This is a genomic window from Nonomuraea wenchangensis (assembly GCF_900111685.1).
GTDB lineage: Bacteria > Actinomycetota > Actinomycetes > Streptosporangiales > Streptosporangiaceae > Nonomuraea > Nonomuraea wenchangensis.
The window spans coordinates 255,631-278,932 of the sequence record NZ_FOHX01000005.1 but is presented as its reverse complement, the minus strand read 5'-3'; the positions used below and the strand labels follow the sequence as shown (position 1 = coordinate 278,932).

The 23,302-nt window shown below is 73.1% G+C and carries 20 protein-coding genes; 7 read left to right on the top strand and 13 right to left on the bottom strand.

All coding sequences use genetic code 11. The features are described from left to right. The first annotated feature begins 53 nt into the window (after nucleotides 1-53). Nucleotides 54-1,553, top strand: coding sequence for an alpha/beta hydrolase family protein (locus tag BMW85_RS17120; RefSeq protein ID WP_091082311.1), 1,500 nt, complete (start codon nucleotides 54-56; stop codon nucleotides 1,551-1,553). Here the strand turns inward: BMW85_RS17120 and BMW85_RS17115 are convergent. Continuing rightward, nucleotides 1,526-2,500: an alpha/beta hydrolase gene (locus BMW85_RS17115; protein ID WP_091082310.1), complete on the bottom strand. Its 975-nt coding sequence runs from the start codon at nucleotides 2,498-2,500 to the stop codon at nucleotides 1,526-1,528. The genes BMW85_RS17120 and BMW85_RS17115 overlap by 28 nt on opposite strands. 1 nt (nucleotide 2,501) lies before the next feature. Beyond that, on the bottom strand, nucleotides 2,502-3,371 hold the full coding sequence (locus BMW85_RS17110; RefSeq protein ID WP_091082308.1) for an enoyl-CoA hydratase-related protein: 870 nt from the start codon (nucleotides 3,369-3,371) through the stop codon (nucleotides 2,502-2,504). A 141-nt stretch (nucleotides 3,372-3,512) separates the two neighbouring features. On the opposite strand from BMW85_RS17110, the gene BMW85_RS17105 reads away from it, so the two are divergent. The 5 genes from BMW85_RS17105 to BMW85_RS17085 all read left to right on the top strand — a co-directional run bounded on the left by BMW85_RS17105 (nucleotide 3,513) and on the right by BMW85_RS17085 (nucleotide 8,578). Next, nucleotides 3,513-5,024: an LCP family protein gene (locus BMW85_RS17105; RefSeq protein ID WP_091082307.1), complete on the top strand. Its 1,512-nt coding sequence runs from the start codon at nucleotides 3,513-3,515 to the stop codon at nucleotides 5,022-5,024. Between the two features lie 170 nt (nucleotides 5,025-5,194). Next, nucleotides 5,195-6,166: an ABC transporter substrate-binding protein gene (locus tag BMW85_RS17100; protein WP_091082306.1), complete on the top strand. Its 972-nt coding sequence runs from the start codon at nucleotides 5,195-5,197 to the stop codon at nucleotides 6,164-6,166. After that, nucleotides 6,163-6,963, top strand: a complete 801-nt coding sequence (locus BMW85_RS17095) for an ABC transporter permease (protein WP_091082304.1) — start codon at nucleotides 6,163-6,165, stop codon at nucleotides 6,961-6,963. The genes BMW85_RS17100 and BMW85_RS17095 overlap by 4 nt, the downstream gene beginning before the upstream one ends. Before the next feature lie 5 nt (nucleotides 6,964-6,968). After that, on the top strand, nucleotides 6,969-7,742 hold the full coding sequence (locus tag BMW85_RS17090; RefSeq protein WP_218155843.1) for an ABC transporter permease: 774 nt from the start codon (nucleotides 6,969-6,971) through the stop codon (nucleotides 7,740-7,742). 56 nt (nucleotides 7,743-7,798) lie between these two features. Then, on the top strand, nucleotides 7,799-8,578 hold the full coding sequence (locus tag BMW85_RS17085) for an ABC transporter ATP-binding protein (RefSeq protein ID WP_091082904.1): 780 nt from the start codon (nucleotides 7,799-7,801) through the stop codon (nucleotides 8,576-8,578). Between the two features lie 385 nt (nucleotides 8,579-8,963). Here the strand turns inward: BMW85_RS17085 and BMW85_RS17075 are convergent, their stop codons facing one another. The 6 genes from BMW85_RS17075 to BMW85_RS17050 all read right to left on the bottom strand — a co-directional run bounded on the left by BMW85_RS17075 (nucleotide 8,964) and on the right by BMW85_RS17050 (nucleotide 14,228). Continuing rightward, on the bottom strand, nucleotides 8,964-9,566 hold the full coding sequence (locus BMW85_RS17075) for a hypothetical protein (RefSeq protein ID WP_091082301.1): 603 nt from the start codon (nucleotides 9,564-9,566) through the stop codon (nucleotides 8,964-8,966). Next, nucleotides 9,563-9,757, bottom strand: coding sequence for a hypothetical protein (locus tag BMW85_RS17070; RefSeq protein WP_218155816.1), 195 nt, complete (start codon nucleotides 9,755-9,757; stop codon nucleotides 9,563-9,565). Before BMW85_RS17070 ends, BMW85_RS17075 begins: the two co-directional genes overlap by 4 nt. 132 nt (nucleotides 9,758-9,889) lie before the next feature. Then, nucleotides 9,890-10,891: a DUF1835 domain-containing protein gene (locus BMW85_RS17065; protein WP_091082300.1), complete on the bottom strand. Its 1,002-nt coding sequence runs from the start codon at nucleotides 10,889-10,891 to the stop codon at nucleotides 9,890-9,892. A 75-nt stretch (nucleotides 10,892-10,966) separates the two neighbouring features. Further along, the gene (locus BMW85_RS17060; protein WP_177240723.1) at nucleotides 10,967-11,971 is read right to left on the bottom strand and encodes an enolase C-terminal domain-like protein; all 1,005 of its coding nucleotides are present in this window, start codon (nucleotides 11,969-11,971) and stop codon (nucleotides 10,967-10,969) included. A 22-nt stretch (nucleotides 11,972-11,993) separates the two neighbouring features. Beyond that, on the bottom strand, nucleotides 11,994-13,397 hold the full coding sequence (locus tag BMW85_RS17055) for an MFS transporter (protein ID WP_245774859.1): 1,404 nt from the start codon (nucleotides 13,395-13,397) through the stop codon (nucleotides 11,994-11,996). Between the two features lie 90 nt (nucleotides 13,398-13,487). Then, nucleotides 13,488-14,228: a TetR/AcrR family transcriptional regulator gene (locus tag BMW85_RS17050; RefSeq protein ID WP_091082297.1), complete on the bottom strand. Its 741-nt coding sequence runs from the start codon at nucleotides 14,226-14,228 to the stop codon at nucleotides 13,488-13,490. A gap of 106 nt (nucleotides 14,229-14,334) precedes the next feature. Here BMW85_RS17050 and BMW85_RS17045 point away from each other — a divergent pair, with 106 nt between their 5' ends. After that, nucleotides 14,335-15,783 carry an MFS transporter gene (locus tag BMW85_RS17045; protein ID WP_091082295.1) on the top strand — a complete coding sequence of 483 codons (1,449 nt, stop codon included), beginning with the start codon at nucleotides 14,335-14,337 and terminating at the stop codon, nucleotides 15,781-15,783. 47 nt (nucleotides 15,784-15,830) lie between these two features. Here BMW85_RS17045 and BMW85_RS17040 read toward each other — a convergent pair whose 3' ends face one another. The 5 genes from BMW85_RS17040 to BMW85_RS17020 are packed head-to-tail and all read right to left on the bottom strand — an operon-like array spanning nucleotide 15,831 to nucleotide 23,266. After that, nucleotides 15,831-16,994: a VWA domain-containing protein gene (locus tag BMW85_RS17040; protein WP_091082293.1), complete on the bottom strand. Its 1,164-nt coding sequence runs from the start codon at nucleotides 16,992-16,994 to the stop codon at nucleotides 15,831-15,833. Continuing rightward, on the bottom strand, nucleotides 16,991-19,324 hold the full coding sequence (locus BMW85_RS17035; RefSeq protein WP_091082292.1) for a DUF5682 family protein: 2,334 nt from the start codon (nucleotides 19,322-19,324) through the stop codon (nucleotides 16,991-16,993). The genes BMW85_RS17040 and BMW85_RS17035 overlap by 4 nt, the downstream gene beginning before the upstream one ends. After that, nucleotides 19,321-20,385 carry an ATP-binding protein gene (locus BMW85_RS17030; protein WP_091082290.1) on the bottom strand — a complete coding sequence of 355 codons (1,065 nt, stop codon included), beginning with the start codon at nucleotides 20,383-20,385 and terminating at the stop codon, nucleotides 19,321-19,323. Before BMW85_RS17030 ends, BMW85_RS17035 begins: the two co-directional genes overlap by 4 nt. After that, the gene (locus BMW85_RS17025; RefSeq protein WP_245774858.1) at nucleotides 20,382-21,893 is read right to left on the bottom strand and encodes a DUF5691 domain-containing protein; all 1,512 of its coding nucleotides are present in this window, start codon (nucleotides 21,891-21,893) and stop codon (nucleotides 20,382-20,384) included. The genes BMW85_RS17030 and BMW85_RS17025 overlap by 4 nt, the downstream gene beginning before the upstream one ends. After that, complete coding sequence (locus BMW85_RS17020; protein ID WP_245774857.1) at nucleotides 21,890-23,266, bottom strand: SWIM zinc finger family protein; 1,377 nt, start codon at nucleotides 23,264-23,266, stop codon at nucleotides 21,890-21,892. The genes BMW85_RS17025 and BMW85_RS17020 overlap by 4 nt, the downstream gene beginning before the upstream one ends. Nucleotides 23,267-23,302 lie beyond the last annotated feature (36 nt).

Genomic DNA, 23,302 nt, shown 5'->3' with positions numbered 1-23,302 from the left:
GCCGGGAGTACGCTAGAAGATCAGCGGGCAAACCAACGCACATGGGGAGGCCGATGCGCACGGGCCGGGGCACCTTGAGCATCGCCGCCGGTCTGGTGCTGGTGGCGCTCGCGACGGTCGGATACGTCCTGCCGCCCGCCTTCGATCCTCCCCCGCTGAAGGCGGACCCCGCCTTCCAGGTGATCCCGCCGCAGCCGCGGCACGAGCTGGAGCCGCCGGCGGCGACGGCCGCGATCCGCCGGCAGGAGATCTCGGTCGCGGCGGAGGGCCAGCGCCTCTACGGGACGCTGCGCACGCCGCTGACGCCGGGGCGGCATCCGGCGATGGTGTTCGTGTCGGGGTCGGGCAACGGCTCGCGCACCGAGTTCACGCCGCAGGCGGAGTTCCTGGCCAAGGCGGGCGTGGTGACGATCGCCTTTGACAAGCGTACGGTCGGCTACGACTTCCGCGAGCGCGACTTCGGCCTGCTCGCCGACGACGCCCTGCGCATGGTGGAGTACCTGCGCGCGCTGCCCGAGGTGGACCCGGCGCGGGTCGGCGTCTGGGGCGTCAGCGAGGGCGGCTGGGTGGTGCCGATCGCGGCGGCGAAGAGCGCGGCGGTCGGTTTCGTGGTGCTGGTGTCGTCCCCGAACGTCTCCCCGCTGCGCCAGGTCGCCTGGGCGCTGAACGAGCAACTGCTGCGGCTGCGCGCTCCCATCGGCGCGCGCGACCTGCTGACCAGGGCGATGGGCGGGGTCGGCTTCACGTTCCTGCGCTACGACGCAATGCCCGCCCTGAGCGGGATCAAGGTGCCGGTCCTCGCGTTCTACGGCACGACGGACCCGTCGATCCCCTTCGTGGAGTCCACCAAGGCGCTCGTCACCGCGATGGACAGGGCCGGCAACGACGACTACACGATCCGCTTCATCGGCCAGGGCGACCACGCCATGCGGGTCGGCGGCGGGCCGTTCGCGAAGGGCTACCTGGAGACCCTCGGCAACTGGATCACCGGCCTGCCGGCCACGGCCACGCCGGCGGCGCACCTGGCGGGCGCGACGCCGGTGCAGCGGTTCGAGGCGAGCGACGTCCCCGCGGCCCCCTGGTACGCGGGCGGCACGATGCTCGGCCTGACGATCTGCTTAGCGGCCGTCGGCTACGTGGCGGGGCCGGTCGCCGCGGTGGTCGTCCGGCTGCGGGGCCGCGGCCATCCGCTCGTCGTCGCCGAGGCCAACGCCCGGCTGTGGCCGCCGATCCGGCGCCGCCTGGTCAGGATCGCGTGGACCAGTCTGGGGCTGCTGGCGTCGGTGGTCGCGTTCATCACGCTGCTGGTGCTGTTCTCCATCAACCAGGCGGGCGCCTGGCCGGCGGTGCTGGCCGGCTGGCTCGTGGTGCGCATCCTCGCCGTGCTCATGCTCGTGCAGGAGGTCGCGGCGGTGGCGGCGGTGCTGTCGGCGCTGCGCGAGGGCATGCGGCCGGGCCGCTGGCAGCACGTCGCGGTGGCGGGCGTGCTGGGCGGCACCGGCCTGCTGATGGTGGCGGCGGCCTACTACGGCCTCTTCGCGTTCCCCTGGTAAGCGTCCCCCTGGTGAGCGTCCCCCTGCTGGACGTCTCCCTGGTGGATGTAGGTGCTCATCCAGCGGTCCAGCTCGGCGAAGACCTGCTTGCGCGCCGGCTCGGCCGACAGCACGAGGTCGTGCACGCCGTCCTGGATCCGTACGCAGGTGACGTGCGGCCCGACCGCGGTGGACCAGCGGGCGATGTGGGCGGGGTCGAGCACGATGTCGGCCGAGCGCGCCTCGGGGACGAAGTCGCGTACGCGCAGGCCGTTCGAGGAGGCCAGCACCAGCACGGGCACGTCCACCGCGAGCCCCTTGTGCAGGCGGCGCTGGGCCCGCCGGATGGCGGCCAGCCACATGGCGTGCACCGAGAAGCCGCCGAGCGGCTTGAGCTCCAGGTCGTAGTCCCATTCGCCGCCGTGGTCGCGGTGCAGCGTCTGCCCGTAGACGGTGCTGACGCCCAGCGGGAGCGGCCTGCGGGTGTACGACAGCGGCGTCCGCAGCAGGTCGGCGGCCATCCGCAGCGGCGCGGGCACGTTGAGGTCGAAGAACGGGCTGTTGAGCGCGAGCCCCTGCACCAGCCCCCGGCCGCGGACCCGGTCGGCCCACAGGGCGGCGACCAGGCCGCCGGTGGAGTGGGCGTTGAGCGTCAGCTCGTCGTGGTCGCGCCGGATGAGGCGTACGGCCTCGTCGATCTCGGGGAAGTAGTCGGTGACGCTCCTGATCAGGCCCCTGGTCTGGTGCGGGAGCAGGGAGCGGCCGTACTTGCGCAGGTCGAGGGCGTAGAAGTCGATGCCGCGCTGGACGTAGTGCTCGGCCAGGTGGTCCTGGAAGAAGTAGTCGGTGAAGCCGTGCAGGTAGAGCACCGCCCTGCGGGACGCGGTGCCCGCGGTCCTCGCCACCAGGGTCGCGACGACCTCGCCCTCGAAGTCGTCGGGCAGCCGCAAAGTGGTGATGTCGTACATGTCAGACACCATAAGGATTGTCGGGCCAGGACGGTACACCCGGCGGCAGGTCCTCGCTGACCTTCATCGGGAAGTCGGCCCGGCGCTTCTCCAGGAACGCGGTCACCCCCTCGACCGAGTCGGCCCCGCCGCCCAGCTCGGCCATGAGCCGCGAGTCTGCGGCGTGCGCCTCCCACGGCGAGCTCGCCGACAGCCCCGACCACATCAGGCGGCGGATCGCGGCGACGGAGACGGCCGAGGTGTTGCCGGCGATCTCGGCGGCCAGCGCGTACGCCGCCGGCAGCAGCTCGGCGTCCGGCAGCACCCGCGACACCAGCCGCCCCGTCAGCGCCTCGGCGGCCGGGAAGACGCGGCCGGTCGCCGCCCACTCCATGGCCTGCGCGATGCCGACGATCCGCGGCAGGAACCAGCTCGACGCGGCCTCGGTGACGATGCCGCGGCGGGCGAAGACGAACCCGAAACGCGCAGACTCGGCCGCCAGCCGCACGTCCATCGGCAGCGTCATCGTCACGCCGACGCCCACGGCCGGCCCGTTGATCGCGCCGATGACCGGCTTGAGCGAGCGGGCGATGCGCAGGGCCACGGTGCCGCCGCCGTCGCGCGGCGCGCCCTCGACGCTCTCCGCACCGTCGCCCCGCTCCCGGTGGCCGAACGTGCCGCCGCCCCCGCCGAGGTCCGCCCCGGCGCAGAAGGCCCGGCCCGCGCCGGTCACCACCACCGCGCGGACCCCGTCGTCGGCGTCGGCCTGGTCGAACGCCTCGATGAGCTCGACGCGCATGGTGTGCGTGAACGCATTCAGCCGCTCAGGGCGACACAATGTGACGGTGGCCACGCGGTCGGCCACGTCGTACGCGATCTCGGTGAAGGCCATGAACCGAATCTTATTCGGTCATTGGTGTTCACCCGCCGATAACGACATCATTCGTTTTCGGTGCGTATGCTGCCGCCTCGATCCGGTGGCCTACGGAGACCTTTACGGGGAAACGGGGATGTCGTGCAGGCAAAGGAACCGGTGAGCACCGGCGCGGTTCTCGGCTGGCTGGCGCTGTCGGCGCTCGCGCCGGGCGCGGCGCACCTGCGCACGGGCCGGCGCAGGACGGGCCTGGTCCTGCTGTCCTGCTACGCGGCCGTGCTGCTGGCCGCGCTCGGGGTGTGGCTCGCGGTGGACACCGGCGACCTGGTCGGCACGCTGATGGACGACACCGCCATGACGGCGGTCATCGCCGGGACGATCGCGCTCGGGGTGGCCTGGTTCGCGCTCATCGTGCACTCGTTCGTGGTGCTGCGGCCCAGCAGGCTGCCGCAGCGCGGGCAGATCCTCACCGGCACGCTCGCGGGGCTGCTGGCGGTGCTCGTCGTGGTGCCGTTCGGGGCGCTCGGCAACCTGGCGTGGACCGCCCAGGCGACGATCAACGACATCTTCCAGGGGCCCACCGACGCCGACCCGGGCACCGGGATCGGCACCGACGCCGGCACCCCGGCCACGGCGCAGCCCTCGCCCGAGGACCCGTGGGCGGGGCGCAAGCGGGTCAACATCCTGCTGCTCGGCGGCGACGCCGACGACAACCGGGTGGGGGTCCGCACCGACAGCATGAACCTGGCCAGCGTGGACGTCGAGACCGGCAACACCGTGCTGTTCAGCCTGCCGCGCAACCTGGAGGACGTACGCTTCCGCCCCGGCACGCCGATGGCCGAGCGCTTCCCCAACGGCTTCCGCCTGCCGGCCGACCCCGGCGGCGGCCGCAGCGACCTGCTCAACAGCGTCTGGGAGTACGCCGACGCGCACCCGGAGATCTTCGGCGGCAGGCAGCACCAGGGCCCCAAGGTCCTGATGGACACGATCGGCTACACCCTCGGCCTCAGGGTCGACTGGTACGCCCTGGTCAACATGTGGGGCTTCGCCCGCCTCATCGACGCCATCGGCGGCATCACGGTCACCGTCGAGACGGACGTCGTGTTCGGCCGCTACAACGAGGGCCTGGTCAAGTCCGGCACGCGCAAGCTCAAGGGCGCGGACGCGATGTGGTACGCCCGCTCGCGCACCAACAGCGACGACTACACCCGGATGCGCCGCCAGCGGTGCGTCCTCGGCGCGCTGCTGACCCAGGCCGACCCGGCGACGGTGCTGACCCGCTTCAACCGCATCGCCCTGGCCACCAAGGAGCTGATCAGGACCGACATCCCGCGTTCGATGCTGAAGAACCTGGTGCCGCTGGCGCTCAAGGTCAAGAACGCGAAGGTGTCGAGTGTGCAGTTCGTGCCGCCGCTGATCAGCACGGGCTATCCCGACTGGGACAAGATCCGCGGCATCGCGGCCAAGGCCGTCCGCGACTCCTCCGCCGCGAGCCCGGCCGTCGCGGCCACCGGGCCCGCCACGCCGGCGAACGCCGACAGCGGCGCGTCGCCCGGCTCCTCCCCGACGAAGACTCCGGAGAAGAAGGCTCCGAAGAAGAAGCAGCAGTCGGCGGGGGCGGACGACGACCCGGTCAAGGGCCTGACGGAGGGCTGCGGCGGCGCTCTCTGAGCGCCCCTGGACCCTCGGGACACCTCACCGGCCCCACTAGCTGTGGGCCATATTGTCAACAATCATCGCGGGCTCCCCAGCCCCAGGGTTGTGATGCGTAGATGTTGCCGATATTGTCAACAATCTCGTCGCGAATCCCACACCCCCTGGTACGCCTCCCTGGAGAGATCGTGATCAAACCACGCGCGGCCCTGTCCGCCGCCGTCCTCCTGCTGGCCCTCACCGCCTGCGGCGGCGGGCAGAGCGCCGCCCCCGAGCCCGGCTCCTCCGCCTCCGGCGCGCTCAACCCGGTGAAGGTCAGCGTCATCCCCATCCTGGACGTGGCGCCGATCTACCTCGGCGAGCAGCAGGGCTTCTTCGCCGCAGAAGGGCTCAAGCTGGAGATCGTGACCGCCCAGGGCGGCGCCGCCATCGTCCCCGCCGTCGTCAGCGGCCAGGTGGACGTCGGGTTCAGCAACTTCACCTCGTTGATCCTCGCCCGCTCGAAGGGCCTGCCGATCAAGGTCGTCGCGCCGGGCGTGGCGTCCACCGGGGTCGCGGGCAAGGACTTCGGCGGGGTGGTCGTCAAGGCCGGCAGCCCCATCAAGTCCGCCGCCGACCTCGCCGGCAAGAAGGTGGCGGTCAACACGCTCAACAACATCAACGACACCACGGTCCGCGCCTCGATCCGGGCCGCCGGCGGGGACGCCAAGAACGTCTCCTTCACCGAGCTGGCCTTCCCCGACATGCTCGCCGCCCTCGACAAGGGCAACGTGGACGCGGTCCAGGTCGTCGAGCCGTTCCTCGCCACCGCCGTCAAGAACGGCGACCGCGTCGTCGCATCCAACTACGTCGACACCGCGCCCGGCCTCGCCATCGCCGGCTACTTCACCTCCCAGCAGACCGCGGCCGGTAAGGCCGACCTGATCAAGCGCTTCACCGCGGCCATGCTGAAGTCCCTGCGGTACGCCACCGACAATCCGGACGCCGTCCGCCAGGTCCTGCTGAAGTACACGAAGATCGACGCCGCGCTGACCGGCTCGCTCACGCTGCCGACGTTCCCCACGGAGGTCGACCGCGCCTCGCTGGAGACGCTGGCGAAGCTGGCCACGCAGGACGGGCTCGTCGAGTCCTCCCCCGACCTCACGGAGCTCCTTCCGTGACGGCCGCGACCCTCGGGCGCCGCTCCCCGCCGCCCTCCTGGCTCCTCGGCCTCGCCGGCCTGGCCGGGCTGGTCGGGATCGTGGAGCTGGCGCCCAGGGCCGGGCTCGTGGACGAGCGCTACCTGCCGCCCTTCAGCGCCATGGCCGCGGCACTCGCCGAGCAGGCCGCGACGGCGGAGTTCTGGCGATCGCTGCTCGAGACGCTGCGCGGCTGGGCCACCGGCCTCGCGATCGCCATGGTCGCCGGGGTCGCGCTCGGGCTGGTGATCGGCGGCGTGCCGCCGCTGCGGGCGGCCCTGAACTCGACGATCGAGTTCCTGCGGCCGATCCCGTCGGTGGCGCTGATCCCGCTGGCGGTGCTGCTGTTCGGGACCGACATGCGCTCGACGTTGCTGCTGGTGGTCTACGCCTCGTTCTGGCAGGTGCTGGTCCAGGTCCTGTACGGCGTCCGCGACGTGGACCCGGTCGCCCGCGAGACCGCCCGCTCCTACCGGTTCCGCCCGTTCACCCAGGTGCGGACGGTGATCTGGCCGACCGCGCTGCCGTACGTGATGACCGGCTTCCGGCTCGGCGCGGCCGTGGCGCTGATCCTGGAGATCACCGGCGAGCTGATCATCGGCTCGCCCGGCCTCGGCAGGCAGATCGCGGTCGCGCAGACCTCCGGAGCGGTGGCCGCCATGTACGCCCTGGTCATCGTGGTCGGCCTGATCGGCGTCACCGTCAACGTGGCCGCCCGCGCCACCGAACGCCGGGCGCTGCGCTGGCACCCGTCCATCCGGAGGGACCTCGCGGGATGAGCCTCATGAACGCGGCCCGCAAGATCCTCCTCGCGCTCGCCGTGCCGGTGCTGCTGGTCGCCGGCTGGTGGCTGGCGACGGCCGGCTCCGCCTCCTTCTTCTGGCCGCCGCTCGGCCAGATCCTGACCGCCTTCGCCGACACCTGGTTCAGCGCCCGCTTCGTCACCGACGTGCTGCCCAGCCTGGGCCGGCTCCTGGCCGGCTACCTCGGCGCGGTCGTGCTCGGCGTCGCACTCGGCACCGCGATCGGCTCCTCGCGCACGCTGCGCGGCCTGCTGGAGCCGGTGCTCGAGTTCTTCCGCGCCATCCCGTCGCCGGTGCTGGTGCCGATCCTCATGCTGTTCGCCGGCATCGGCGACGGCATGAAGATCCTCGTGATCGTCTCCGGCTGCGTGTGGCCGGTGCTGCTCAACACCGTGGAGGGCGTACGCGCCCTGGACGAGGTGCTGGGCGACACCGCCCGCAGCTACCGGATGCGCCGCCACTCCCGGCTGATCCACCTGGTGCTGCCCGGCGCCGGGCCGCAGATCGCCGCCGGAGCGCGGCAGGCGCTGTCCATCGGGATCATCCTCATGGTGATCAGCGAGATGTTCGCGGCCAGCAACGGCCTCGGCTTCACCATCATCCAGTTCCAGCGCAGCTTCGCCATCCCGCAGATGTGGAGCGGCATCATCCTGCTCGGGCTCGTCGGCATCGTCCTGTCGATGGCGTTCCGGGCAGTGGAGGCCCGGCTGCTGCGGTGGTACACAGGTTTGCGTACGGCACAGCGAGAGGGCTGAACATGACCGCCGACCCCACGGGCGCCCCCGCCCGCCCCCGCTCCGCCACGACGGCCATGCTCGACGTCCGCGGGCTGCAGAAGATCTACGAGGGGCGGGGCCGCAGCGTCGAGGCCGTCCGCGACCTGACGTTCACGGTCGCCGCCGGCGAGCTGGTCTGCATCGTCGGCCCCTCGGGCGCCGGCAAGACCACGCTGCTGAGGTGCATCGCCGGGCTGCTCGACACGACCGCGGGCGAGGTCGTGCTGGAGGGCGAGCGCGTCACCGGCCCGCCGCCCGGCATGGCCGTCGTCTTCCAGGAGTACGGCCGCAGCCTCTTCCCCTGGATGACCGTACGGCAGAACGTCGAGCTGCCGCTCAAGGAGAAGAAGGTCCCGAAGGACCGCCGGCGCCGGCTCGTCCAGGACTCCCTGGAGGCCGTCGGCCTCGCCGACGCCCAGGACGCGCACCCGTGGCAGCTCTCGGGCGGCATGCAGCAGCGCGTCGCCATCGCGCGGGCGGTCGCGTACGAGCCGCACCTGCTGCTGATGGACGAGCCGTTCGCCGCCGTGGACGCCCAGACCCGCGCCGACCTGGAGGACCTCGTCCGCTCGTTGTGGCAGCGGCTCGGGGTCACGGTGCTGTTCGTCACCCACGACATCGACGAGTCGGTCTATCTCGGACAGCGGGTCATCGTGCTGTCCAACTCGCCGACGGTCGTGCTGGAGGACGTCCCCATCGACCTGCCGGCCGAACGCGACCAGCTCACCACCCGCTCCCTGCCCCGCTTCGCCGAGCTCCGCTCCCACGTGTACGAGCTGATCCAGCTCGCCAAGTCCGGCCACCGCCCCGCCTGACCCGCGCACACCACGGCATGCCGGGGTTATGGCCGAGACGACGCGCATCACGGTGACCCCGCCGAACGAGCAGGTCGCCGAGCTCAGGAAGATCACCGACAACGTCCCCGCCTATGTGGCTTGCTGAGGCCAAGGTGCTCGCGATGTTCCAGGGGTTCCACGGCATGGGCGCCGACCGCGGGCGCTCTCGCGCGGGCGGATCGAGCCGGTGACCGCGAGGGCGGCCAAGACGTCCGCGAAGCTGCTTCAGACCGCGGGACTGCACGGTCACAAGTACGCGATCGACGTGACCGTGCCGGAGGTCGCCCTACGCCGGCCCGGACCGGTCGCCATCCTCACCTCGGACTCGACGACCTGGCCCGCTTGTGCGTCGGCCGCGTACGGCTCATCGCCCTCTGGCCGGATCCGCCGATGAACCAGCGTCATCACGCAGCCGCTCCCTCAATGCCCTGAGCTTGCGCAACCTGACAGGCGCCGGATCGTCCTCGGCCACATCAGGAAGAATTGACCTCAGCAGCTCAATTCGGCTGGAAGCGTGCTCAGGGCAACGCGTGCCAAGGATGAGGGCAGGCGTGGTCTTCTCCCTCTCCGCCTCGTGCAGCAACTTGCCCACGGCCTGATGGGAGATGCCCAAGAGGTAGCCGATGTCGCGATGGACATAGCCTCTGCGCGCCAAGTCGGCCACAGTCGTCTGCGTCACCTCCGCGGCCTGCTGCTTGGCCACCCTGGCGGCCAGGCGGGCCAGCAACGTTGCCTCCAATTCGGTGGCCACGTCCTCGTCGGCAACCGTCACCTCGAAATCGGCGTCAACCTCGGAGACATCGACGTCGAGCATCGTGGCCACGAGATCGCGAGCCATCTCCTCGGCGTGCTCCAAGCGCTTCACCTGAGTGTGGTAACCGCGCTTGAGGCCCGGCCCGCAGACGGTCAACGCCCACCAGGGGCCGCTCCTGCCGGCGGTGATGGTGTAAGTGTCGCGTTCGCTCACTGAGCCTCCTGCTCCTTCGCGGCCTCGATGAGGATGCTCTCCCAGTTCTCCAAGATTCCTTTCGCCGTCCGCTCGTTGACCTCCGCATGGCGAGGGACGGGCATCGCCTCTGAACCGGCATGCCACTTCGTGTGGCTGCCGCCTTCAGTGGAGCGCACAGGCACGCCGTATTCCTTTGCGAGCTTACGCATCCGGCGTTCTAGATCCCGCTTCCTCATCACAAAGTTTAGGCTACTTAGGTTGCAGAACTCTAGGCAACCTGAGTTGCAGAATGTCCGCAATTGAGCGATCGAAGCAGGAGCAGCCAATCGGGAAGTGGCACGTCAGGCCGGGGTGACGGTCTCCGTGGCCTCGTTCCAGCGCCATGGCACCTGGTGGCCCCGCAGGTGCACGCCGCCGATCCACCGGTCGACGCCGTTGAGCGTGACCTGGTCGGCCCGGCCGTCCAGGACCCGCGTGCCGGTCTCCGTCAGGCGCAGCCTCGTCGCCCGCGTCACCGGGCCGCCGGGCGGGTCGAGGTCGAGCAGCGGGTGAGGCCCCCGCGCCAGCCCTTGAATCCGCTCGAAGCAGGTGCGGTCGCCCATGAACACCCGCGTCTCGCGTGCCCCGGCCCGCGCGAAGGCCGTCCCCGCATCGGGCGCGCCGGCGGCGACGGCGGCCAGCATCCGCCGCTCGGCCAGCGACAGCCCGTCCCGCGTGGAGGGGTATTCGCGGCCGAGCCGGTCGAACGCCTCACCCAGGAACCGCAGCTCCCCCAGCCGGGTGGCGGCGATGCCGGCCAGGCCCTCGGGCGTCGGCGCGCGGAACGCCGCCCACGCGCGGGTGGCCAGCTCCAGCGCCGCCGGGGTCAGCCGGGCGCACGCCTTCGTGGCGGGCAGCTCGCGCAACTGCTCGGCGGTGAGCTGGCCGAGGCCGCCGAACCGGGCGATCCCGGGGTATTCGCCGATGCAGATCAGCGTCACCCGCCCGGCGGGCACCCCGAGGGCGGCCAGGCGGGCGAGGATCTCGACGATCTGGAGCTGGTCGTACAGGTCGGCCTCGAACCACAGGACGTACTCGCCGTCGCGGTTGTCCTCCACGGCCTGGTCGCGTTCGGCGAAGGCGCGCATCGTCGCCTCGCGCTCGGCGCTCCGACCGGCCGTGAGGTAGTCGACGCGCAGGCGGCGCAGCTCGGCCGGCGCGACCTCCGGCACCGGGCCCTCGTGCAGGACGTCGCGCCAGTAGACCACGCGCCGGGCGAGCCCGGTGCCCGGCACGTCGGTGGCGTCGCCGTTGCTGAGATGCAGCGCCTCGGGCAGCCGGGCGTCCGGCGCGCTCTCGGTCATGGTCGCCTCCCGTCGGTGCACTCAGAGTACGCGCGTACAAGGACGGGCTGCCGCTGCCGTGAGCGGGCGCCGGCCTCAGGCGTGGAAGGTCTCCTTCGCCATCCGGCGCAGGCGGCTCTCGTCGATGTCGTGGCCGAGCCCCGACTGCGTCAGCGGGACGGCGATGACGCCCGCGTTCGCCCCCACGATCGGGGTGACGAGCTGGTTCTGGCGGGGCGGCTGGGTGACGTCGCAGGGCAGCGTGCAGCCGGGCAGGCTGGCGACGGCCACGGTGGCCGCCCTGGCCAGCCCCATCCCCTGGCCACCCGCGCATTGGATGTCCCAGCCGGCCGCCGCCGCCCGGTCGTGGGCGCGGCGGGCCTCGGTCAGTGACGGGAACGCCGTGGGCCGCAGCAGCAGCACCCGCGCGGCCCGTACGGTGAGGAAGTCGTCGAGCTCGGCCGTGGAGGCGACCTCGACGGCCACGGAGGCCGTCACCTGGTCCTGGAGCGTGGCGTGGGCGTAGACGTCGCCGGCGGCGAACGGCCGCTCGATGACCTCCAGGCCGTAGGAGTCGAGGGCGACGAGCTGGCCTTGCTCGGTGTAGGCGTTGCCGCAGTCGACGGCGAGGGTCAGCGCGGGGTAGGCGGCCCGGACGGCCCGCACCGGCTCGACGTCCCAGCCGGGCCGCACGTCGAGCGTGACGTGCCCGTAGCCGGCGCAGACCTGCTGGTTGACCCGGCTGACCAGGCTCTCCGTGGACGGGTCGGGCGACAGGCGGACGGTGGCCATCAGGGAGGTGCGCGTGCCGCCGATCGCCTCGGCGAGCGGCACGCCGCGCATCCTCGTCCACAGGTCCCAGCAGGCCATGTCGACCGCCGGGTCGCCGCTCGGGACGGCGTCGGGGTGCTCCCAGTCGACGCCGATGAGCAGGGCGGCCAGCGTCTCTTCCAGCTTCGACCAGGTCTTGGGCTGAGGGGAGAGCGCTTCGCCCCACCCGGTCATGCCGCCTTGGTCGGTGAGCTTCACGAGCAGGGTCTCCGACCTCCTGCCGTACGGCAGGACGAGCCGGAAGACCTCGAGCTCACGCACTCGCGGCATGTACCCCCCTCTTACGGCCCACTCAGGGCGCGGTCACTTCCATAGTGCCTGCTGCGCGGGAGCGCACCAAACGCGGGGCCAGCGCGAACGCCAGCACGGCCAGCGCCACGGCAGTGAGCAGACCGGCCGCGTAGCTGCCGCCGGAGGCGGTGAAGATCGCGCCGCTGCCGGCGACGGCCACCACGGTGAAGACCGACTCGCCGACGCCCACGGCCGCGCTGTTCTGGCCCTCCTCCCCCGGCGCGGACATCTCCAGCACCAGCACCGACACCGTCGGGTGCAGCATGCCGATGCCGAGCCCGGCGACCGCCATGGCCACGTGCGCGAGCACCAGCGGCACCGTGTCCACCAGCACGAGCGTCACCAGCCCGAGGCCGGTCGCGAGCAGGGCGGCTCCGCCGCGGACGGCGAGCAGGTTGCTGATCCGGCCGCGGCCCTTGAGCCAGGAGCCGGTGGACCAGCCGAGCGCGCCGATCGTGAGGACGATGCCGGCGGCGGTGGCGCTGAGCCCGCGCTCGTTGATGAGCATGAGGGGGATCAGCACCTGGGCGGCGGTGAGCGAGCCGAACGCCAGTCCGCGCAGCACCGGCGCGGTCGGCAGGCCGGGGGCTGCCCGCAGCGAGCCGGCCGGCAGCAGCCGGGGCAGGGCCACGGCCAGCAGGACGACGCCCGCCGCGAGCAGGGGCAGGCCGGCCAGCTGCAGGGCGCTGCCGTACTGGATGAGCGCGGCGGCCACCGCCGTCACTGCGGCCCAGATCAGCTTGCGGCCGAGAGCGGGGGCCGGTGCGGCCTCCGAGGAGCCGGAGCCGGAGCCGGAGCCGGAGCCGAGGTCGCGGCCGGTGGTGCCGCGCCAGAGCAGCAGCGCCGACGGCACGACGATGAGCGAGACGCCGAGGAAGATCCACCGCCAGTCGGCGTTCTGCACCACGAACCCGGCGATCGCCGGCCCCACCATCGACGGCACCACCCACGCGGCCGAGAACAGCGCGAACACCTTCGGATGCAGCGCGGCGGGGTAGACACGGGCGACCAGCACGTACAGGGCGACCTGGGTGGCCCCGGCGCCGAGCCCCTGCACGAACCGCCCGGCCACGAACACCTCCATGGTCGGCGCGAACCCCGCCAGCAGCAGCCCGGCCACGAACGTCACCACTCCGGCCGTGATCGGTTCGAGCGGTCCGCGCCGGTCGCTCCACCGCCCGCCCAGCACGGTCGCGATCACGCCGGCCGCCAGGGTGGCGCTGAAGGCCAGGTTGTACAGGGGCATGCCGTCCAGCTCGCGGGCCACCACCGGCATGGCCGTGGCCACCGCCATCGCCTCGAACGCGAGCAGGGTCACGATGGCCACGAGCCCGAAACTCAGCGCCCGGTACGGCGCCGACACCACGCCGGTCGCGGCCGGCGTCTTCTCAACAGTCGTCGTCATGCCGGTCACGCTAGGGCGAAGGCACAGCTCACCGCATCGGCCGCTGGTCCTAGCCGCCTCTCGGCACTTGGACCTAGATCAGGCGCAGGGTCACGCGCCGGGCATGCGCTGTTCGAGGCCGTCGAGCAGCAGCTCCAGCCCGTACATGAAACGGTTCTCGCCGTCGTCGGCGACCAGCTCGTCGATGTGTCGGCGCAGGTGCGGGAAGGTGGAGGCGGGCAGTGCGCGGTAGTAGGTGGCGATCTGGCCGGAGAACCGCTCGAAGTACTCCTGCGGATCGCTCATCCCGGCGGCGCGCATCCTGGCCCGGTGCAGGGAGCCCTCGTAGGCGTCGCCGATGAGGTAGAGGGAGAGGCGGTCCAGGACCAGCGACGCCTCCCTCGGGTCCATGCCGGCCTCGATGAGCAGCCCGTAGACGAACTCGCCCGTGCGCAGGGAGTTGGGGCCGGTGGGGATGCTCGCCAGCGCCGCACGTGCCACGTCGGAGTGGCTGCCGAGCACGCGGTGCACCTCCAGGCAGTACGCGCGCAGCTGCTCCTTCCAGCGGGCCGGGTCGCGCTCGGGCAGCCTGATCTCGCCGAGCACCCGGTCGTAGATCAGCTCCAGCAGCTCCTCCTTGTTCGCGACGTGCGCGTACAGGGACGCCGGGCCGGTGTCGAGCTCCTGCGCGACGCGTCGCATGCTGAGCGCGTCGAACCCCTCGGCGTCCAGGATCCCCAGCCCGGCCTCGACGATGAGGTCCTGGCTGAGCTGCCGCTTGGGCTGCGGCTGCCGGCGTGACTTGCGCCAGGGAGGCACGGGCACGTCGTCGGTCGTCCTCGTCCGGTCCATACCGAACACTGTACTTGACACGAACGGTGTTCGCCTCTAAAACGGTGTTCGTGACGAACACCGTTCGTTCGATAGAACACCGTTTCATCCATCAGGAGTTACCAAGATGACCGTCACCGCCTCCCAGGAGACAGGCGAGGCCCAGGGCTACCGGTGGCGATGGGTCGCGCTCTTCGTGATCCTCGCCGCCGAAGTCATGGACCTGCTCGACGCCCTGGTCACCACCATCGCCGCCCCCACCATCCAGCGCGATCTGGGCGGGAGCGACAGCCTCGTGCAGTGGCTCGGCGCCGGCTACACCCTCGCCATGGCCGTCGGCCTCATCACCGGCGGCCGGCTCGGCGACCTCTACGGCCGCAAGCGCATGTTCCTCATCGGCGCCTTCGGCTTCACCGCGGCCTCGCTGCTGTGCGGCATCGCCGGCAGCCCGGAGATGCTGATCGCCGCACGCGTGCTGCAGGGCCTGTTCGGCGCCGTGATGCTGCCCCAAGGGCTGGGCCTGATCAAGGAGATGTTCCCGCCGCACGAGATGGGCAAGGCGTTCGGCATGTTCGGGCCGGTCATGACCATCTCGTCGGTCGGCGGCCCGGTGCTGGCCGGCTGGCTCGTCGACGCCGACTTCTTCGGCACCGGCTGGCGCATGATCTTCCTGATCAACCTCCCGCTCGGCCTGGCCGCCGCGCTCGCCGGGATCCGCTTCCTGCCCGAGTTCCGCCTGTCCAACGCCACCCGGCTCGACCTCGGCGGCGTCGGGCTGGTCTCGCTCGCCGCGCTGCTGCTCATCTACCCGCTCATCCAGGGGCGCGAGCTGGGCTGGCCCTGGTGGACGTTCGCGTCCATGGCCGCCTCGTTGGTGGTCTTCGCCGTGTTCGCCCGGTACGAGTCCCGCCGCACCGCCTCCGGCAGGGACCCGCTGGTCGTCCCCGGCCTGTTCCGCAAGCGCGCCTTCACCGGCGGGCTCGTCGCCGGCCTCGCCTTCTTCACCGGCATGATGGGCTTCGGCCTGGTCTTCGCCCTCTACACCCAGATGGGGCTCGGCTTCACGCCGCTCAAGGCGGGCCTCGCCGGGCTGCCGCAGGCCATCGGCGGCGTCGTCGGCTTCGGCCTGGCGATGGCCGGGCTGCAGGAGAAGCTCGGGCGCGGGCTGCTGCAGATCGGCGCGACCGTGATGGCGGCGGGCGCCGCCGTGCTCGCGCTCACCATCCACTTCGCCGGGCTCGACGTCACCGTCTGGCAGCTCGCCCCCGGCCTCGGCCTCGTCGGCATCGGCATGGGACTCACCATGGCGCCGTTCTTCGACATCGTGCTCGCCGGCGTCGAGCCGCACGAGTCCGGCTCGGCGTCCGGGACGCTGACCGCCGTGCAGCAGCTCGGCGGCGCGCTCGGCAGCGCCGTGCTGGGGACGCTGTTCTTCAACCTGCTCGCCGCCCGGTGGGGGTTCGGCGACGCGATGGAGGTCACCGTGTGGGTCGAGGTCGGGCTGCTGGTGCTGACGTTCGCGCTGTCGTTCCTGATGCCGCGGCGCGCCCGTCCCGACCAGGAACCCGCCCACTGAGCCCCGCCGGCCATGAGGACGGCAGGGCGGACGGCAGGGCGGCCTGATCAGGCTCCGAGATTGTGCTCCGCCCACCGGCCGAGGTCGCGGCGCTCGATCGCCGCCGCCATCAGGCCGGGGAAGGCGTCGGGGGTGCAGGCGAACGCCGGCACCCCCATCGCGGCCAGCGCGGCGGCGTTCTCGTGGTCGTAGAAGGGCGCCCCCTCGTCGGACAGCGCCAGCAGCACGATCACCTGGACGCCGGCCTCGGTCATCGCGGCCACCCGGCGCAGCATCTCCTGCCGGACACCGCCCTCGTACAGGTCGCTGATCAGGACGAAGATCGAGTCGGCCGGACGGGTGACGAGGCCCTGACAGTAGGCGATGGCCCGGTTGATGTCGGTGCCGCCGCCGAGCTGGGTGCCGAACAGCAGCTCCACCGGGTCGTGCAACTGGTCCGTGAGGTCCACCACCGCCGTATCGAACACCACGAGCGACGTCCGCAACGACCTCATCGAGGCCAGCACCGCCCCGAACACGCTCGCGTACACCACCGACGCCGCCATCGACCCGCTCTGGTCGACGCACAGCACGACCTCCCGCTGCACCGCCCGCCTGCGCCGGGCGTAGCCGACCAGCCGGGACGGGACCACGGTGTTGCGGTCGGGCAGGTAGTGCTTGAGGTTCGCCCGGATCGTACGGTCCCAGTCGATGTCGGCCGCCCGCTTCGGGCGGTGCGTGCGCGCCGAGCGGTCGAGCGCGCCCGCCACCGCCGCCCGCGTCCGCTGCGCCAGCCGGCGCTCCAGCTCCGCCACCACCGTGCGGACCACCGCCCGCGCCGACTCCCGGGCCTGGTCGGGCATCACCTTGTTGAGCGCGAGCAGGGTGCCGACCAGGTGCACGTCGGGCTCCACGGCCTCCAGCATCTCCGGCTCCAGGAGGAGCCTGGTGAGGTTGAGCCGTTCGATCGCGTCCTTCTGCATCACCTGGACGACCGTGGCGGGGAAGTACGTCCGGATGTCGCCGAGCCAGCGCGCCACGCGCGGGGCCGACGCCCCCAGCCCGCCCTCCCGGCCGCCGCCGGTCCCTGCCCCGCCGCCCTCGCCGTGGTCGTAAACGGCGGCGAGGGCGGCGTCCATGTGGGCGTCGTCCCCCTGCAGCCCGAACCCGACCCCGTCGGCGTCCCCGCCCCCCAGCACCAGCCGCCAGCGCCGCATCCGCTCGTCGTTCATCGTTCTCCCTCGGTCGTGCGGGCGGGTGTGCGGCCGATGATCGACAGGACGGTGGCGACGGCGCCGGCCGCGCGGCGGTCGTCCAGGTCGTGAGCGTCGCCCCGGTCCCGCTCGTGTCCCGCCGAGCGCAGACGCTGGCCGATCGAACGGCGCTCCGGGGCGGCGAACGCGCCGAACGTACGGCGCAGCAGCGGCAGCACGTCGGTGAACTGGTCGCCGGACAGCCCGGTGAGCCAGCCGTCCACCAGCGAGAGCAGCCTCGGGTCGTGCACCAGCAGCAGGCCGCCCCCGCTCAGGAAACCCTCCACCCAGGACGCGGCCCGCGCCGGCGCCTGCCCGCGCGACATGGCCCGGGACATGCGGTCGCCGGCGTCGTCGAGCTCACCGCAGTCGAGGAGGATGCGGGTGAGCCGACCCTCGATGAGGCCGTGCAGATCCTGCCGGTCGCTGAGCCCCCGCAACGTCGCCAGCCAACGCTCCCGCTCACCCTCGGCCCGCCCGGCGGGCTCCGCATCTGGAACGGGCTCCGTGTGTTCGGCGAGGAGGGCGACGGCGGCGTGGACGGCGTCGATGTGTTTGAGCAGGTCGGCCGCGGCGTCGTCGTCCAAGCCGGTCACGGCGACCGGCAGCCCGATCCGGATCCGGTCCAGCATCGAGCGGACGATCACCGCCAGCCCCTCGGCCGGCGTGCCGCGTACGTCGCCGTACCGGTGGGCGCGGACCATCGCGGGCAGCGCCGCCATGAGGTGCGTGACGTCGGTGTCCAGGGCGGCCCGCGCCGACAGCGCCGCCAGCACGGCGGGCAGCGCCTCAGGCAGCTCGGCCAGCAGGCACTGCTCGACCAGCGCCGTCAGCTCCGCCAGCGCCGCCGAGCCGCCCCCGGCGCGGTCGGCGGCCCGCCGCGTGGCCGCCGCGGCGACGGTGGTGCCGAGCGCGGCGTGCTCGATGAGCGCGAGGTCGTGCTCCGGCCGCCACCGCAGGGTCCACGTCTCGCGGAAGGTGCCCTTGCCGCGCGCCTGCCCCGGCGTGCCCCAGCCCACCTCCAGCAGCCGCAGCCGGTGCAGCAGGTGGCTGCGTTCGAGGTCGAGTGGCTTGCGCAGGTCGAGATCGAGCTCGCGGTCGAGCGCCTCGGGCCGCAGCCGCAGCCGCCGCTGCTGGTCGCGCAGGTCGCGCTGGAGCGGCACCATCGGCACGCCGTCCGGGACGCGGCCGATCCGGTCGCCGACGACCAGCCGCCGCTGGATCAGCTCCACCGCCAGGTCGTCGCCCTCGCACAGGACGGCCCGCGTCGCCTCGGTGACCTCGCTCAGCCCGGCCAGGGGCCGGCCGCGGAGCGCGGCCAGGCTCTCGGCGAGCCGTACGGACTCGATGACGTGCGCGGACGACACCGCGAGCCCCTCGTCGCGCAGCACCCCGGCCGCCTCGGCCAGCCACCGCTCCACCGGCCGGTCGGGCACCGTGAACAGGTGGTGGTACCAGCCCGGCGAGGTGACGCCCGCGCCGTAGCCGCTCCAGGAGGCGAGCCGGCCGTAGGTCCACGGCACCCAGGTCAGCTCCGCCTTCACCTTGGGCAGGCCGCGCAGCAGCGCGTTGTCGGCCGCGGCGGACGGCTGCGGGCCGGCGAGCGCGGGCACGTGCCAGGCGCCGCAGACGACCGCGACGCGGGTGTGGCCCTGTTTGAGCGCGGCGCGGATGGTCCTGCGCATGTGGGCCTCGCGCCTGGCCTCCCGCTCGCCGGGCACGTGGCCATCGCGTACGGCGGCCATGGCCTCGGCGATCACCTCGAACCACGGCGCCGCCGACCCGTGTGCGGGCGCGTGTGCCGGCGCATGTGCCTGCGCGTCGCCGCCGAGCCCGGACCGGTGCTCGACGACGTCCTCCCACCAGCGTTCCGGGTCGTCGTAGCCGGCCGCGGCGGCCAGCGTGCCGATGGGATCGGCCGGCCGCGCGTCGGGCGGCTCGTCCTCGCCGCCATCCCGCGGCTCCTCGGCCAGGGTGTGCGCGGCCGGCAGGTCGCAGAAACGTACGGGCACGCCGGCCGACACCCCGTACAGGATCGCCTGCCACTCCGGCGAGAACCCGGCGAACGGCCAGAACGCCGCCCGCGACGGCGCCCCCGGCACGTGCGCCAGCAGCGCGACGGGCGGGTGGAGGCCGGGGGCGTGCCGGACGAGCGCGTCGGCCTCGGGCGGCCCCTCGATGAGGATCGCGTCGGGACGCAGGCGTTCGAGCTCGGCGCGGACGGCCCTGGCCGAGCCCGGCCCGTGGTGGCGGACGCCGAGCACCGTCACGCGCGCCTCCCCCACCGCGAGGACTCCGGATGCGGTCATGTGGCCTCGCGGCAGGCTCGGTAGAAGTCGCGCCAGTCGGAGCGCTCGCGTACGACGGTCTCCAGGTATTCGCGCCACACCACCCGGTCGGACACCGGCTCCTGCACCACGGCCCCGACGATGCCCGCGGCGACGTCGGCCGGGCGCAGGACGCCGTCGCCGAAGTGGGCGGCGAGCGCGATGCCGCTGGTCAGCACGGAGATGGCCTCGGCCGTGGACAGGGTGCCGCTCGGCGACTTGAGCTTGGTGCGCCCGTCCTCGGTGACGCCCATGCGCAGCTCGCGGAAGACCGTCACCACCCGCCGGATCTCCTCCAGCCCCGTGGCCGTCTCCGGCAGCTCCAGCGAGCGCCCGAGCTGGGCGACGCGCCGGGCGACGATGTCGACCTCCTCCTCGGCGGTCGCCGGCACCGGCAGCACGACCGTGTTGAAGCGGCGGCGCAGCGCGCTGGACAGCTCGTTGACGCCGCGGTCGCGGTCGTTGGCGGTGGCGATGACGTTGAAGCCGCGTTCGGCCTGCACCTCGCGGTTGAGCTCGGGGATCGGCAGCGTCTTCTCCGAGAGCACGGTGATCAGCGCGTCCTGGACGTCGGACGGCATGCGGGTCAGCTCCTCGACCCTGGCGATGCGTCCCTCGGCCATGGCCCGCATGACGGGCGACGGGGTGAGCGCGTCGAGCGAGGGGCCCTCGGCCAGGAGGCGGGCGTAGTTCCAGCCGTAGCGTACGGCCTCCTCGGCGGTGCCGGCCGTGCCCTGCACGAGCAGCGTGGAGTCGCCGCTGACGGCGGCGGCGAGGTGCTCCGACAGCCAGGTCTTGGCCGTGCCCGGCACGCCGAGCAGCAGCAGCGCGCGGTCGGTGGCGAGCGTGGCGACGGCGACCTCGACGATGCGGCGGGGGCCGATGTACTTGGGGGTGACGCGGTCGCCGTCGCCCAGCACGTAGGTGGTGACCGCCCACGGCGACAGCCGCCAGCCGGGCGGTCGCGGCCGGTCGTCGTCCTTGGCGAGGAGGGCGAGCTCCTCGGAGTACTGGTCTTCCGCGTGCGGGCGCAGAACGGTCATGGGTGCTCCTTCGTCGGTCTCATGACCGGGGCGCTGTCGGGCATCTCGGGCAACAACTCCTTGTGCAGGTCGGCACGGAACCGCAGCAGGGCCGCGACCTGCTGGATCGGCTCGACCGGCGAATAGCTCTCGGCCAGCGGGAACAGCGCGGGGTCGATGTGCTCGCCGGCCAGCTTGACCAGCTCGCCGAGGTTCCACGGCTGCGTGGCCGCCACCTTGACGATCTTGTGGAGGACGGCCGTGGCCAGCTCCTCCTTCCACGGGGACGACACGCCGCCGAGCACCATGATGAGCTGGCTGTCGGGTTCGTGGCCGCGTACGAAACCGGCCGCCAGGTCCTGCTGCTCCTGAGGCGGCAGCGACACCAGCAGGTCCGCGATCGGGTCCCAGCCGAACATCGCCCGCGCCCACTCGGGATCGCGCTGGAGCACGGCGGCGCGTACCCAGGCGGTCCTGACCTCGGCGTCCCAGTCGGGAACGCGCATGGCCAGCAGCCGCTCGGGCGGGTGGCCCCATGCCGCGAGGGGGGCGCGGGAGATGAGCTGCTGGAGCCACCAGGCGCGTTCGCCGAGGCCGCGCGGGGGTTTCGGACGGATGCCGTCGCGTTCCATCGCCTTGTCGCACGCCTGGGGCGCCTCGATGACGATGAGGTCGCCGGTGACGGTGACGCACGCACGCAGCCGCTCGGCCATGCGCCGCGCCATGCGGGAGGCGGGAAGGCGGGTGAGGAGGTTGGCGGCGCTCTGGCGCACCTCGCGGCGGCGGTCGTCGAGCGCGGCCTCCAGGAACGGCTCGTCGGCCATGCTCAGCCCGTCGGCCAGCAGCGCCACGAACTCGGCCCGGTCGTCCGGGGTCTCGCGCTCCCACGTGCTCTCCAGCAGCAGCCTGGCCGCGCCGGGGTCGGCCGCGCGCAGTTCCCGCAGGTGGGCGCGGCGGTCGCCGGGGCCGCCGAGCTCCCACGTCTCGCCCGTGGGCTCGGCCAGCAGGTATGCCCACGCCGGGTTGAGCCCGGCCAGCCACCTGCCGCGCCGCCCGGCCAGCACGCCGAGGTGCACCCGGATGGAGCCGTCGCGCCGGCCGCGGTCGAGCAGGTCGGGCAGCATGCGCGGGGGGACGCGGCACCCCGTCGCCGCCGCCGCGGCCAGCCACTCGGGCAGCAGCCGCTCGTGCTCGCCGCCCAGGATGCGGGCCAGCCGCTCGGCCGCCCGCCGTCCGACGGCCGGGCGGTCCTCGCCGGGCGCGGGCTCCGGCGGCGCCAGCGGGCCGAGCCGCCGGCCCGCCCGCAGCCGCGCCACCTCGACGGCCGCGTCCTCCAGCAGCACGCCGTGGTAGGGCCGCCGATCGGTGCCCACAAGCGCCGCCGACGTCAACTCCTCCCACCGACTCACCGCGCCGCCCTCCACGACTCCTCCCAGCCGCTCAGGCACCGCCCCGGCGGCTCCTCCCAACCGGCCGCTCTCGTCGCGCCGCTCGTTCGCGGGATGGCGCCGCCCGTCGTACGTGGTCACAGGAGCACCGCCGTTCCTTCGTCGTCCCAGGTGGTGAGGGGGCGCAGGCCGTGCGGTGTCCATTCGGCCGCCACCGTGAGCGGGCGGCCGCCCGACACCGCGAGCAGGCGCCAGGGGTCGCGGGTGGCGGGGTGCAGCGGGAGCCCGCCGATCGCGGCCCGCTCGGGGACGACGCCCGCCAGCACCACCGGCCACGACTCGACCCAGGGGTCCTCGGCCACGGCGCGGGCGACCTCCTCCAGCGCCTCCTCGGGCGGCACGCCGGGCGGCGGCCCGGCGGCCGGGACGGTGCCGTGGCGGTCGGCGACCAGGGCCCGCAAGGGGGCCGCGCCGGGGTAGAAGGCGACGTCGGCGTCGAGGGTGACGCCCGTGACCAGGGAGGCGTCCAGCGGCTGGCCCGGCGGCGCGAACGACAGCACCAGCGCGGCACGACCGGTCCGCCGCCCGCGCAGCCACACCCGGCGCGCGGTCAGGCGGTCCTGCACCTCGTCGCGGCGGCCCAGGACGTCCCAGTGGTCGCGGAGGGCCGGGCCGGACAGCACCTCCTCCCGCGTGACGGGGAACCCGGCGCGGATGAGGACGGTACGGGCCAGCGGAGCGGGCAGCTCGGCGCGCCGGCGGTAGGCGACGGCGAGCAGGTTGATCAGCGCGTACTCGGCCAGGAGCCGGCCGGGCCAGTCGTCGCCCGCCCGCACCTGGGCCAGTCGCGACACCATGCCCGCGACGCCGGGGGCCTGGGCGTCGATGAGGCGCTTGGCCAGGCCGTCCCACTCGTGCTCGGCCGCTGCCGCGAGCCCCTGCCTGACCTGGTCGGCCAGCCACCGCTCCAACTCGGCCAGCCCCGCGCCCACCCGCCCATGCCGCACGGACTCCGCCCCGGCCCGCCGCTCCGGCCCGGTCCCCGCCTCTTCGGCCCGCCGCTCGGGCCCGGTCCCCGCCTCTTCGGCCCGCCGCCCCGGCCCGGCTCCGGGCCTGGCGGGCTGCCGCGCGGCCCCCGGCTCGGGCCCAGTGAGGGGCCCCGGGGGACGGGTTGGTGTTGCTCGGGCGGTGCGGGCGGTGAGCCACTCCGCTGCCCATTCCGGGGCCGGGTCTCCCTCCGGAACCGCGTCACCCGCCCACAGCAGCAACAGCCCGAGCGCGTGCTTGCAGGGGAACTTCCGGCTGGGGCAGGTGCAGCGGTAGGCGGGCCCGCTCAGGTCGACGCACGCCAGGTAGGGCTCGGCGCCGCTGCCGCTGCACGCGCCGTAGAGAAGCACGCCGGCCACGCCGCGCACCTGCCATTTGCCCGGCGACGCCACGCCCTGCGCGGCCTTGCCTGAGGCGGCGTCGGGGGCGAGGGCGAGCACCTGATCACGGCTCCACCGTTCGATCACTTGCCGCAGACTAGCCACTCCGACCGACATTTCGCG

Coding starts and splice junctions, on each gene's coding strand:
- BMW85_RS17120 (WP_091082311.1), top strand. CDS start 54: ATGCGCACGGGCCGGGGCACCTTGAGCATCGCCGCCGGTCTGGTGCTG.
- BMW85_RS17115 (WP_091082310.1), bottom strand. CDS start 2,500: ATGTACGACATCACCACTTTGCGGCTGCCCGACGACTTCGAGGGCGAG.
- BMW85_RS17110 (WP_091082308.1), bottom strand. CDS start 3,371: ATGGCCTTCACCGAGATCGCGTACGACGTGGCCGACCGCGTGGCCACC.
- BMW85_RS17090 (WP_218155843.1), top strand. CDS start 6,969: ATGAACGCGGCCCGCAAGATCCTCCTCGCGCTCGCCGTGCCGGTGCTG.
- BMW85_RS17085 (WP_091082904.1), top strand. CDS start 7,799: ATGCTCGACGTCCGCGGGCTGCAGAAGATCTACGAGGGGCGGGGCCGC.
- BMW85_RS17070 (WP_218155816.1), bottom strand. CDS start 9,757: ATGCGTAAGCTCGCAAAGGAATACGGCGTGCCTGTGCGCTCCACTGAA.
- BMW85_RS17065 (WP_091082300.1), bottom strand. CDS start 10,891: ATGACCGAGAGCGCGCCGGACGCCCGGCTGCCCGAGGCGCTGCATCTC.
- BMW85_RS17060 (WP_177240723.1), bottom strand. CDS start 11,971: ATGCCGCGAGTGCGTGAGCTCGAGGTCTTCCGGCTCGTCCTGCCGTAC.
- BMW85_RS17055 (WP_245774859.1), bottom strand. CDS start 13,397: ATGACGACGACTGTTGAGAAGACGCCGGCCGCGACCGGCGTGGTGTCG.
- BMW85_RS17050 (WP_091082297.1), bottom strand. CDS start 14,228: ATGGACCGGACGAGGACGACCGACGACGTGCCCGTGCCTCCCTGGCGC.
- BMW85_RS17045 (WP_091082295.1), top strand. CDS start 14,335: ATGACCGTCACCGCCTCCCAGGAGACAGGCGAGGCCCAGGGCTACCGG.
- BMW85_RS17040 (WP_091082293.1), bottom strand. CDS start 16,994: ATGAACGACGAGCGGATGCGGCGCTGGCGGCTGGTGCTGGGGGGCGGG.
- BMW85_RS17035 (WP_091082292.1), bottom strand. CDS start 19,324: ATGACCGCATCCGGAGTCCTCGCGGTGGGGGAGGCGCGCGTGACGGTG.
- BMW85_RS17030 (WP_091082290.1), bottom strand. CDS start 20,385: ATGACCGTTCTGCGCCCGCACGCGGAAGACCAGTACTCCGAGGAGCTC.